The sequence below is a fragment of the Nocardioides baekrokdamisoli genome, from assembly GCF_003945325.1.
Taxonomy (GTDB): Bacteria; Actinomycetota; Actinomycetes; order Propionibacteriales; family Nocardioidaceae; genus Nocardioides; species Nocardioides baekrokdamisoli.
On the sequence record NZ_AP019307.1, the window covers coordinates 1,792,242 to 1,802,843 of the forward strand.

Annotated in this window: 15 protein-coding genes and 3 tRNA genes; 15 read left to right on the top strand and 3 right to left on the bottom strand. The window is 66.6% G+C overall.

Going from position 1 to position 10,602, the window contains the following annotated elements; genetic code table 11:
* Positions 1 to 86 precede the first annotated feature (86 nt).
* The 7 genes from KCTC_RS08675 to KCTC_RS08705 all read left to right on the top strand — a co-directional run bounded on the left by KCTC_RS08675 (position 87) and on the right by KCTC_RS08705 (position 7,115).
* Positions 87 to 1,076: a substrate-binding domain-containing protein gene (locus KCTC_RS08675; RefSeq protein ID WP_125568631.1), complete on the top strand. Its 990-nt coding sequence runs from the start codon at positions 87 to 89 to the stop codon at positions 1,074 to 1,076.
* A gap of 88 nt (positions 1,077 to 1,164) precedes the next feature.
* Positions 1,165 to 2,676, top strand: a complete 1,512-nt coding sequence (locus tag KCTC_RS08680; protein ID WP_125568632.1) for a sugar ABC transporter ATP-binding protein — start codon at positions 1,165 to 1,167, stop codon at positions 2,674 to 2,676.
* On the top strand, positions 2,666 to 3,670 hold the full coding sequence (locus KCTC_RS08685) for an ABC transporter permease (protein WP_164512543.1): 1,005 nt from the start codon (positions 2,666 to 2,668) through the stop codon (positions 3,668 to 3,670). The genes KCTC_RS08680 and KCTC_RS08685 overlap by 11 nt, the downstream gene beginning before the upstream one ends.
* A complete protein-coding gene (locus KCTC_RS08690) occupies positions 3,667 to 4,326 on the top strand; it encodes an RraA family protein (RefSeq protein WP_125568636.1) in 660 nt (219 codons plus the stop codon). Before KCTC_RS08685 ends, KCTC_RS08690 begins: the two co-directional genes overlap by 4 nt.
* A gap of 24 nt (positions 4,327 to 4,350) precedes the next feature.
* Positions 4,351 to 5,436, top strand: a complete 1,086-nt coding sequence (locus KCTC_RS08695) for a mannonate dehydratase (RefSeq protein ID WP_125568638.1) — start codon at positions 4,351 to 4,353, stop codon at positions 5,434 to 5,436.
* Positions 5,436 to 6,242 (top strand): SDR family NAD(P)-dependent oxidoreductase, encoded by an 807-nt coding sequence (locus KCTC_RS08700; RefSeq protein WP_125568641.1) that lies wholly within the window; start codon positions 5,436 to 5,438, stop codon positions 6,240 to 6,242. Before KCTC_RS08695 ends, KCTC_RS08700 begins: the two co-directional genes overlap by 1 nt.
* A gap of 3 nt (positions 6,243 to 6,245) precedes the next feature.
* The gene (locus tag KCTC_RS08705) at positions 6,246 to 7,115 is read left to right on the top strand and encodes an SMP-30/gluconolactonase/LRE family protein (protein WP_125568643.1); all 870 of its coding nucleotides are present in this window, start codon (positions 6,246 to 6,248) and stop codon (positions 7,113 to 7,115) included.
* A gap of 11 nt (positions 7,116 to 7,126) precedes the next feature.
* On the opposite strand, the gene KCTC_RS08710 is transcribed toward KCTC_RS08705, so the two are convergent.
* Together KCTC_RS08710 and KCTC_RS08715 are read right to left on the bottom strand one after the other, a co-directional pair.
* Positions 7,127 to 7,214 (bottom strand) — tRNA-Ser (locus KCTC_RS08710).
* Positions 7,215 to 7,243: 29 nt separating this feature from the next.
* Positions 7,244 to 7,618: a hypothetical protein gene (locus KCTC_RS08715; RefSeq protein WP_125568645.1), complete on the bottom strand. Its 375-nt coding sequence runs from the start codon at positions 7,616 to 7,618 to the stop codon at positions 7,244 to 7,246.
* A 78-nt stretch (positions 7,619 to 7,696) separates the two neighbouring features.
* On the opposite strand from KCTC_RS08715, the gene KCTC_RS08720 reads away from it, so the two are divergent.
* From KCTC_RS08720 to KCTC_RS08730, 3 genes are all read left to right on the top strand, one after another.
* A complete protein-coding gene (locus KCTC_RS08720) occupies positions 7,697 to 8,155 on the top strand; it encodes a hypothetical protein (RefSeq protein WP_125568647.1) in 459 nt (152 codons plus the stop codon).
* A gap of 44 nt (positions 8,156 to 8,199) precedes the next feature.
* Positions 8,200 to 8,292 (top strand) — tRNA-Ser (locus tag KCTC_RS08725).
* A gap of 112 nt (positions 8,293 to 8,404) precedes the next feature.
* Positions 8,405 to 8,478 (top strand) — tRNA-Arg (locus KCTC_RS08730).
* On the opposite strand, the gene KCTC_RS15265 is transcribed toward KCTC_RS08730, so the two are convergent.
* Entirely contained in the window at positions 8,437 to 8,781 is a 345-nt protein-coding gene (locus KCTC_RS15265) for a helix-turn-helix domain-containing protein (protein ID WP_408636117.1), read from the bottom strand. The two genes, KCTC_RS08730 and KCTC_RS15265, sit on opposite strands and share 42 nt — an antisense overlap.
* A gap of 112 nt (positions 8,782 to 8,893) precedes the next feature.
* Between KCTC_RS15265 and KCTC_RS08740 the strand changes: the two genes are divergently transcribed.
* The 5 genes from KCTC_RS08740 (at position 8,894) to KCTC_RS14700 (ending at position 10,458) form a co-directional block, all read left to right on the top strand.
* Complete coding sequence (locus KCTC_RS08740) at positions 8,894 to 9,127, top strand: MerR family transcriptional regulator (protein WP_125568649.1); 234 nt, start codon at positions 8,894 to 8,896, stop codon at positions 9,125 to 9,127.
* A 113-nt stretch (positions 9,128 to 9,240) separates the two neighbouring features.
* A complete protein-coding gene (locus KCTC_RS08745; RefSeq protein WP_125568651.1) occupies positions 9,241 to 9,576 on the top strand; it encodes a hypothetical protein in 336 nt (111 codons plus the stop codon).
* Positions 9,573 to 9,920, top strand: coding sequence for an HNH endonuclease (locus tag KCTC_RS08750; protein ID WP_197715167.1), 348 nt, complete (start codon positions 9,573 to 9,575; stop codon positions 9,918 to 9,920). Before KCTC_RS08745 ends, KCTC_RS08750 begins: the two co-directional genes overlap by 4 nt.
* Entirely contained in the window at positions 9,917 to 10,264 is a 348-nt protein-coding gene (locus KCTC_RS08755; RefSeq protein WP_125568653.1) for a hypothetical protein, read from the top strand. Before KCTC_RS08750 ends, KCTC_RS08755 begins: the two co-directional genes overlap by 4 nt.
* A 26-nt stretch (positions 10,265 to 10,290) precedes the next feature.
* A complete protein-coding gene (locus tag KCTC_RS14700) occupies positions 10,291 to 10,458 on the top strand; it encodes a hypothetical protein (protein WP_164512544.1) in 168 nt (55 codons plus the stop codon).
* Positions 10,459 to 10,602 lie beyond the last annotated feature (144 nt).

The window sequence follows — 10,602 nt, forward strand, 5'->3', positions numbered from 1 at the left end:
AGAACTAGCGGCGTACGCCCCGACTGCCCGGCAAATCGGTCGACTCGGTGCGAAACTCGCCCAGGTTCGGAAGGAGCAGACAGTTGATGAAGAAGTTCACGGCACTGGTCGGCCTCGTGGCCTCGGCCGCAACACTTGCCGCGTGCGGCTCGACGTCGGGACCCTCGGGCTCGGGGAGCACGGGCTCCCATGGTGGTGGCGCAACGATCGGCCTCGTCATGCTGCAGAGCGACGACTACTTCCAGAGTATTCAGAAGACCGTTGAGGCTCAGGCGTCTGCGGCTGGCGATTCGGTCATCGCCGTCACGAGCAACGGCGACGCGGGCACCGAAGCCTCCAACGTCCAGACCTTGATCCAGCGCGGCGTCAAAGCGATCATCATGCAGCCGGTCGACCCGACTGCTGGCTCGGTGGCCACGATGAAGTCGATCGCTGCGGCCGGGATTCCGTTGATCTGTTACGGCAACTGCACGGGCGACGCCGCCAGCAACGTGGTGGTCAAGGGCGTCGTCCAGTCGGACAACACCGCGCTGGGTACCGGAACCGGAAAGGTTGCCGCTGACTACATCAAGGCAAAGCTCGGCGGCAAGGCGACGATCGCGATCCTCAACTGTGATGTGGCTGCGGTGTGCAAGCTGCGCAAGGCAGGTTTCAAGGCTGCCCTCGCTGCTGCCGGCGTTCAGGCGGACTACGTGTCCGACCAGTCCGGATTCCTCGTGGACAAGGCCACGCCGGTGGCGACGAACATCCTTGCGGGCAACCCGAACATCAACCTCGTCTGGTCGGCCAATGAGGGCGGCACCGAAGGTTGGGTTGCATCCGAGGTCAACAGCGGCAAGCAGATCCCGGTCTTCGGCACCGACATCAGCAAGCAGTTGGCTCAGGAAGTCCTGGCGAGCAACAACCTCCTGCAGGCGACGACTGGTCAGGACTCCGTCGGGACGGCGACCAAGGCCTTCGAGATGGCGTCGAACGCAGTCGCCGGCACCGCCAACACCCCGTTCGAGGTTGACCTTCCCGGTATCACGTACACCCGCGCGGACCCCGCTCCGGTGAACAAGTACCTGGGTAAGTGACCCTCTCGTCGGGTGGGCGCGGGCATCCTCCTCGCCGGCGCCCACCCGGCACCCAACGTCAGATTTCGATCAAGGAGCTACGTGCGACATGAGTGCCTCTCCGGTAGCGCTCGAACTCAAGCAACTGCACAAGAGCTACGGCGAAGTGCAGGCGCTGCGCGGCATCGACTTCACGGTGCAGTTCGGTGAAGTACGAGCCCTGCTCGGCAAGAACGGTGCCGGAAAGTCCACCCTGGTCAATCTGGTCTCCGGCGGTGAGCGACCGACCAGTGGCGAGATCTGGCTGGCTGGGGAGAAGGTCGCGTGGCACTCGCCCGGGGCGGCGCGCGACGGCGGAGTCAGCGTTGTCCACCAGGAGCTGTCACTCGCCCCGAACCTGTCGGTCGCCGAGAACATCAGTCTGGGTCAGTGGACGCGCAAGGGCATCATGGTCGATCGAGCCGCCATGGCTCGACGGGCCGAGACAGCCCTGGCTCGACTCGGGATCGACCTGCCCTTGTGGCGTGAGGCGTCGAAACTCAGCCTCGCGCAGCAGCAATTGGTCGAGATCGCCAAGGCCGTGGCTCAGGACGCCCGCCTTCTCATCCTCGATGAACCCACCTCGGCCCTGAACGCCAAAGAGGTCGACGAGCTCATCGGTCTGGTGCGCAGGCTGGCGGGTGATGGCATTGCCGTCATCTACGTCTCGCACCGCATGCAGGAGATCCCGCGGGTCGCGGACAGTCTGACCGTGCTTCGTGATGGTCAGGAGGTCGCGACGCTGGCGAGCAGCGATGCCTCCCCGGAGCGGGTGGCGGCTCTGATCGCCGGTGACGAACTGGGCCATCGTCGTGCCGCGAACGTGTCGGCCTCGTCCGACGAGGTACTGCTCGAGGTCCGTGACCTCGTGCCGGAGGGTGGGAATCACACCGGCAGAGCATCGTTCGACGTGCGCGCCGGTGAGGTCCTGGGCCTCGCCGGGGTGCTCGGGTCGGGCCGGTCGGAGATCCTCGAAGCCATCTACGGAGCCCGGCGGGCCACGGGGACGGTGGTGCTTTCGGGCCGCAAGCTCACCCGACGTCAACCGGCACGAATGCTGAGCCTGGGAATCGGCATGACCCCTGAGGACCGCAAGGGCGCCGGCATCATCGCGCCCCTGTCGGTCGGGGAGAACTTGTTGCTCTCGGCTCGCGGTCGCACGCTGCCGGCCGGACTTCTCAGACTGCGACGTGAGCGCGCCATCGTGGACGAATCCATTGCCGCCTTCAGCATCGCCACCTCCACATCACACAAGCTCATCGCGAAGCTCTCCGGCGGGAACCAGCAGAAGGCCGTCATCGGACGCCTGCTGGCCAGCCATCCGAAGGTCCTCCTTCTGGATGAACCGACTCGCGGGGTCGATCTCCACGCCAAGGCACAGATCTATGAACTCGTCCGAAACCTCGCGGTCCAAGGGGTCGGGGTCGTATTCGTCTCCTCGGAACTCGAGGAACTCGGCGAGGTGTGCGACCGGGTCCTCGTCATTCGCGAGGGCCGCGTCACCGCCGAGGTTCTGGGCGCCGATGCGTCCGCCGAAAATCTTCTTTCTCTATCCATCGCAGGAGCCACCCATGCTGACTGACGCAGCCCAACCGCCAACCACCGCGGCCACCCGAGCCGCATCTGCCCTCCGTCGACTCGTCGAATGGGAGAGTTTCGGGCTGCTCGTCGTGGTCGCGGCCGTCTTCTTCTGGCTGACGGCGTACGCGCCCTACTTCCTGACGCAGTCGAATCTGCTGAACGTCCTTCAACAGGCCGCGTTCTTCGGGATCATCGCGCTGGCGATGACCCTGGTCATCGTGGCCGGCGAGATCGACATCTCGGTCGGGTCACAAACGGCGCTGACATCGGCGCTCCTCGGCGTACTGATCGGCAACCACGGCTGGCCACTGTGGCTGGCCTGCCTGGCAGTCATGGCCGAGGCGATGGCGCTGGGAGCCGTCGCCGGCTGGATCCGCTCGAAGTTCGAGGTCCCGACATTCATCATCACGCTCGCGCTCTACATGGCACTGCGCGGCGCGGCTCAGCTGATCACCAACAACTACTCCATCCCGATCAACGGCCACTTCTTCTACTGGGGGACCGGACACGTCTTCGGCAAGATCCCGATTGCCGCCGTCTACTTCGTGGTCGCCTTCATCGTGTTCGGCTTCCTTGCCCGCTACACGGTGCTCGGGCGGTCCGTGTACGCAGTCGGCGGTAACGCCCGGTCCGCCGAGATGTCCGGCATTCGCGTACGACGTATCCGCGTCCTCGTCCTGGTCATGTGCGGATTCACCGCAGCTCTCACGGGCATGCTCCAGACCGCCCAACTCTCGTCCGGCACACCCACGATCGGTGTCGGTCTCGAGTTCAGCGCCATCTCCGCGGCGATCATCGGCGGCTGCTCGTTGGCCGGCGGCAAGGGGACGATCACCGGGACGTTCATGGGCGTGATCTTCGTGGCGATGCTCAACGACGGGATGGTGCTGAGGGGCATCAACCCGAATGCGCAACCGGTCGTCCTGGGTGTCGTCGTCCTGGTTGCTGTCCTGATCAACGTGGTCCGTGCGAACCGGGTGGCGAAGCGTTCATGAGTACTCCTGACGAGGTGCTGTTCAGCACGATCAACGACCGCTTGTACACAGCCGTCATCGGCGATGTCATGGACACGATGGGCTACTACCACCAGTTCCTGCCCCCGAGCATCCGCCCGTTGCGCCCGGAGATGCGGGTCGCAGGCCGCGCGATGCCCGTGCTGGTGGCCGACGTGTACGGCCCCCAGACGAAGCCCTTCGGGCTTCTCACCGAGGCGCTGGACGATCTGCGACCCGGCGAGGTCTACCTGGCCCGAGGCGGCGCCCAGCCGGCGGCGATGTGGGGCGAGATCCTCACCGCGACCGCCCAGAAGCGCGGTGCCGTCGGTGCCGTCGTGAACGGGTACCACCGCGACGCAGCCAAGGTGCTCGGCCAGGGATTCCCCGTCTTCAGTGCCGGCGCGTACGCACTCGACTCGAGCGTTCGTACCGTGGTCCTCGACTTCCGGGTGCCGATCGAGGTCGGCGAGGTACGCGTGACGCCGGGGGACCTCGTGGTGGGGGACATCGATGGCGTGCTCGTGGTTCCGAAGAGCATCGAGGCGGAAGTCATCGAGCGAGCCATGGAGAAGGCCAGTACGGAGAACGTCGTACGTGCGGCGATCGAACGCGGAATGTCAGCGACCGAGGCGTTCGCGCGCCACGGCGTGCTGTGATGTCACGGATCTAGGAGACGGACGATGGTTCAGCTGAGCGAAATGCTTCCCCCGCGCCCAGAGGCGTGGTGGCCGCTGCTCAAACAGTGCGGTGTCGACACGGTTGTCGGTCTGCTCAACGGCGCGGAACAGGACCAGCGGATGTTCGCCGCGGTCGGCGCCCAGGACTTCGGCGCCGCTGGGAGTGGGCCTGCCCCCTGGAGTTTCGAAGCGATCAGGCGTGACAAGGCGTTGTTCGCCGAGCACGGCTTCAAGCTGATTGGGCTCGAGGACACCGCGCCGATGGACAACGCGCGGCTCGGCCTCCCGGGCCGCGACCAGGAGATCGAGAGCGTGATCGAGCAGATCCGCGCCATGGGCCGGCTGGAGATCCCGACGCTTTGCTACAACTGGATGGCGATCAGGACCTGGGGACGCACCGACGTCTCGATTCCCGCACGCGGCGGTGCTCTGGTCTCGGGGTTCCGGCTCGCGGATTCAGAGGCTCTGCCCCCGTTCGTCGCGCCGGGTGAGGTCACGTCGGACCAGCTGTGGTCGGCGCTGAAGTACTTCCTCGACGCGGTCATCCCGGAGGCCGAGGCGGCTGGCGTACGCCTTGGACTGCATCCGGACGACCCGCCACGGCCGCCGAGTCGCCAGCTCGACCGCAACCTTCCCCGCATCATGGGGACGGTCGATGCCTACCGGAAGTTGCTGGCGCTGCATCCCTCGCCGAGCAACGGCATCACGTTCTGTCAGGGCAACTGGGCGTTGATGGAGGAGGTCATCTCGGGCCAGACGTCGTTGCCGGACCTGATCACCGAACTGGCACCGGAGCACATCGCCTTCGTCCACTTCCGCGACGTACGCGGCACCTTGGACGACTTCCGCGAGACCTTCCACGACGAGGGTCAGACCGATCTCCCGTCCTGCATGAAGGCCTACGCCGGGGCGGGCTTCGCGGGGCCGATGCGACCCGACCACGTCCCCACCATGGAGGGCGAGTCGAATGCGCGGCCCGGCTACGAGACCCTCGGTCGCCTGTTCGCGCTCGGCTATATCCGCGGTCTGCATCAGGCCGCGTACGGCTGCCACCCCGCGGCCGGACACCACGCGGAGGAGGTCTCCTGATGAGTGAGCTCGACGGCTGCGTTGCGCTGGTGACCGGCGGTTCCAGCGGGATCGGCGAGGGGGCCTCGTACGCCCTTGCACGACACGGAGCTGCGGTGGCGGTCCACGGGCGCGACCTGGCGGAGGCTGAAGGTGTCGCCGCCGGCATCCGGGCTCTCGGTGGACGGGCGATCGCCGTCGCCGGGCCCATCGATGTGGCACAGACCTCGATCGACGCGGTTGCTGCGACGGTCGCTGCCTTCGGGCGACTCGACGTCCTCGTGACCAGTGCGGGCATCCAGCGCTACGGCGATGCGGTGAGTACGACGGAAGCGCTGTGGGACGAGGTGCTGGACGTCAACACCAAGGGTGTCTTCCTCGCCGCGAACGCCGCACTTCCCGTGATCAGACAAAGCCCCGGAGGAAGTGTCGTCATCGTCGCCTCCGTCCAGGGCTCGGCCTCGCAGGCCAACGTCGTCGCGTACACGACGAGCAAAGGTGCGCTGCACTCCATGGGGCGGGCGATGGCGATCGATGAAGCTGCCTACGGCGTCCGGGTCAACACGGTCAGCCCCGGGTCGGTCGACACCCCGATGCTGCGCCACTCCGCAGCCGAGTGGAGCGACGGTACGCCTGAGGGCGTCGAGCGCACGATCGCGAACTGGGGCACTGCGCATGCGCTGGGACGAGTCGCGTCCATCGATGAGGTCGGCGAGGTGATCGCCTTCCTCTCTGGTTCCCGGGCGAGTTTCATCACGGGTTCCGACGTCCGGGTCGATGGCGGTCTGCTCGCCAGGATCGCGGCCGCGCTTCCCGAGAAGGAGTGAGTCATGTCGGGCGACCTCACCATCACGACCGTGGTCCGATCCCACGCTCGAGTGGGTGAAGGACCGGTCTGGCGCGAAGGCCAACTGCACTGGGTGGACATCCTGGGCGGGCAGGTGCACGTCAGTGATCTCGAGGCAGGTGCCACGTCCACGTCGACGGTGCCCACCTGGGTGGGTGCTGCGGTGCCGATGGCGGGCGGCGGCCATGTCGCGGCGACGCGGGAGGGCTTCGCGACGATCGTCGACGGTGTCCTCGACACGGTCAGCGGGTTCCTTCCCGAAGGGATCCGGATGAACGACGCCAAGTGCGATCCGACCGGCCGGTTCTGGGCAGGAAGTTGCGCTGAGGACTTCGCTCCTGGCGCTGGCGCGCTGCACTGTCTGGAGGCGGACTGGACGCACCGTACGGTGCTCGACGGGCTCACCCAGCCGAACGGCATCGGGTGGAGCCCCGATGCCTCGACGATGTACCTGATCGACACTCAGGACCTCGCGCTCTACGCCTACGCCTTCACGGCGGCGGACGGATCCGTCGGCGGTCGTCGCGTCGTCGCTCGCTTCGACGTGGAGCGCGATGGCTACCCGGACGGGTTGGCCGTTGATGCCGACGGCGCTGTCTGGATTGCGATGTGGGGCGGCGGTGCCGTGATCAGGGTCAGCCCCACGGGTGAGGTGCTGCGCCGAGTAGCGATGCCGGTGCTCCAGACGAGTTCATGCGCCTTCGTCGGGCCGGACCTCAGCGAACTCTGTGTCACCAGTGCGTCGGAGGGACTGGAGATCGGCGAGGACTCCCTCGATGGTTCGGTCTTCGTCGTTGCGGGCCTGGGCGTACGGGGGACTCCGGTGGCGACCTTCGCCGGGACGCGATCCTGAGATCGAGTTCGTGGCAGAGGGTGAGGGATTTGAACCCCCGGTGGGTCTCCCCACGACCGCTTTCAAGGCGGTTCCGATAGGCCGCTCCGGCAACCCTCCACGCCGCGGCAGGACCGCGACGCCTCAGCCTATCCGGCAGCGGTGGCAGCCCGGGATTCGGCTGCGACATCCTGCAACAGGCGGACGTAACGGGATGCGTCTGCCATCAACCGACGCAGATCGGTGCGTACGTCCTCGATGTCGGCTCGATCAAGGACTCCGTCGGCCAGGTCCGAGGCGCGGGTCAGGAGAGCCCCGCGCTCGCGCAGAGCGGTGTGGGCGGATGGCGTGTCCGAACTCCCGGCGGGCGCCCCGTTGACCACTGCCTCGCGTACGCCGCCGAGCCTCTGACGTACGCTCCATCGCCAGTTGCCGAGGGACGAGCCGGGTCGCGGCGGCGCGATCGCAGCCTCCAGCGCACGGAGGGCCGCGGTGAGCGCGACGATCTCCCGAGTCGGATCCATTCGGCCAGTGTGAGTCAGGTCACGCCATCCGGCAAGAGGGTGTGCTAACTGGTTGTTTGCATGCGGGAGAATGCCCCGGTGAGCAGCGCCCCCCAGATCTACCGTCCGCATCGCGCCCTGATCGCCCGCCTCCTGGGCACCGGCATCCTCGTGCTGGCCCTGTTGGTGATCGTCGCGACGGTCGTGCTGACGGTCATCGGCGCACCGGAATGGGTGCTGGTCATCCTGGTCCTGATCTACATCGCCGCGTTCGCTGCGCTGGCCGCCTGGGCGGTGAAGACCGTCTGGTTCGTGAGGCTCGACGAGGTCGGTTATCGGGTCCGGTTCGTCCGAGGGGCCGGCGTACGCTCCGCTGCCTGGACCGACGTCGCCGGCCTCGCCGCGACCGAGCCGAAGGGGATCCCCTGCCTCGAACTCACCCTGAACGACGGTGGTGTCACACTCATCCCGGTCGAGGTGCTGGATGCCGATCGGGAGCAGTTCGTACGCGATGTGCGCGAGCACCTGCGGGCCACGGAGCCCAGACTTCAGCCCTGATTCGCCGCAGTCGCTGGGACGTTAGTAGTCTGTGCGGGCTGTATGGAGACGTCGCATAGTCCGGTCGAGTGCGCTTCACTGCTAATGAGGTATGGGTTAAAAGCCCATCGAGGGTTCAAATCCCTCCGTCTCCGCCAGCGAAGCCCCCGGGGAGTGATCGCCGGGGGCTTCTTCATTGGCCGATCGTGCTGAGGATTTCGGACGTACGGCACTCCGCGCTAGAGTTCCACGGTCGTCCTCGGACGGCATGCGGCTGTAGCTCAGCTGGATAGAGCATCTGACTACGGATCAGAAGGTCTGGGGTTCGAATCCCTACAGCCGCGCAACATCGCGGAGCCACGCTCCGCAACGAGGAATAGAGAGCCTCCGCCAGCACCACGGCGGGGGCTCTCTGCATTTGTGAGCCACTCGATCGGTACGCCGGTCTTGAGCGCCCAGACGACGAGCGTCGCCCGGTTCGGGACTCCGCGACCGTTGATGTAGCGGCCGACAGTGTTCCGCTCCACCTCCAGCTCGTCAGCCATTTCCTGAACGCCGACGCCTGAGACGCGGAGCGCCTTCCGCAGCCGGTCGGCCAGGTCCCATTGCAGATCGGCCCCAAGGCCCTCTGTTGTCGCTTCCGTCATGCATCAAGTGTTGCATTCCGATGTAGCGAAGCGCAACGGATACCGCATTGCGACACGCCCAAACATCCCGACATCCATCGCTATCGAATGCAGCAATGCAACAGTTCCCCGCATGGCTACCAGTGAGACCGAGATGGTCGGCACCGCGGAGATGACGGCGGCGCTCGACGTCGACCGCGCGACCGTCGCTCGCTGGGTCCAGCGCGGGATCGCGCAGCCTGCCGGGAAACTCCCCGGACCGAACGGCGCCTACTTCTTCGATCGCTCCGAGATCGAGCGCCTCCGCGTGCTGCGCGGCGACCGGAAGCAGATGCCAGCCCCGGAGGCGCTCATGCGCACCGCCTAGAGCCGGGACGCGGCCGCCGGCACTCACCGGATCACACGGCAGCCGATCATCTGCCGCCACGCCGCCGGCCGCGCCCCAACAACAGAACGAACCCGACAACCAAGGAGCCACCCTTGAACAGCAACACCCCCAACGCGCACTACGACGTGATGCAGGGCGAGCCACTGGTCGCCCGATCCCACATCGGCCAGGTCGTCCGAGCGGGCCGCACCCCCGACGGCGACGTCGTCCTCCTCCTCAGCCCCTACGCGGCCGAGCAGCTCGCGAAGAACCTCAGCCACTACGACATGCCCTGTCTATGCGGCAACCGCGACAAGGTCGACGGGTACGACACGGACCTCTGGGGTCACCATGTCCCACTCGGACTCCAGATGGCCACTGCTCTCAGCCTCCACGCGGCGGACGCGGCGGCGAAGGTCGTACATGTGCCCTTCGGGGAGCCGAAGTGAGCGCCGCGATGCTCGAGCGGCCGGCGACCCGCGGCACCTCGAACAGCAACCAGCGCGGCTCGTCCTATTCGCGGCGTCGGCGCCGTGAGTGGCTCGTCGAGAACTATCGGGCCGACGAGGACGCGGTCTACTACGTCGCCGGTCCATACGGACCTGAGCGTGAGGTGCGTCCCGCGTGCCGCTGCTACCGGTGTGGAGATCTCCTGACCGTCGACGACGTCACAGTCGACCGGATCATCCCGGGATGCCAAGGCGGGACATACCGCCGCAACAACATCCGGCCGGCCTGCATGGCTTGCAACAGCGAGACCGGCGGCTCGACCCGATCGAAGGCCAAGCGATGAGCGCCGCCGAGGGCGCGACCCTGCGCGACCAGGGGATGGAGCTCGCGACCTGCGCCGCCGACTCCCGCGTCGTGGCGATCATCGACCAGAAGATCCAGGACGCGATCGACTCCGGCCGGAAGTTCTCCGCGAACACGATCCGCCACCAGCTGCCGACCAGCGATGGCCACCTCGTCGGCGCCCGGATGAACTCCTTCGCCTTCCGCCGGGTCGACGGCCACCCAGTCATGAAGCGCATCGGGACCGAGCCATCAACCCTCGCGTCCACCCACCACGCCGAAGTCAAGGTCTGGCTCGGCTGGGACGCCTTCCAGACCCTCAACAACCTCCGCACCACCGTCTGAGCCACCAGAACAGAGAGAGCAGTCCCATGCCCAAGACCAGTCCCAACCCGGACCTCGAATTCACATTCGAGAAGTTCCAGGTCTCCCAGACCGACATCAACCAAGCGATCACCTCGATCCTCTACGTCATCTGGCTCGCCCTCATCGTGACGGCACCGGCGGCGGTCATCTTCGCCTGGAAGGCCGCACTCTGATGGGCGTCCTAAACCCGACCTACACGCGCGGTCCAGGCGGCATCGCAGCCTGGCTTTACCGGAAGTCGCGTCGCGCGGACGTGGAGTACGCGTTCAACGGCGACTCCTACAAGACCGCTGGCCGCCGCACTCGCCGGCGTCCCA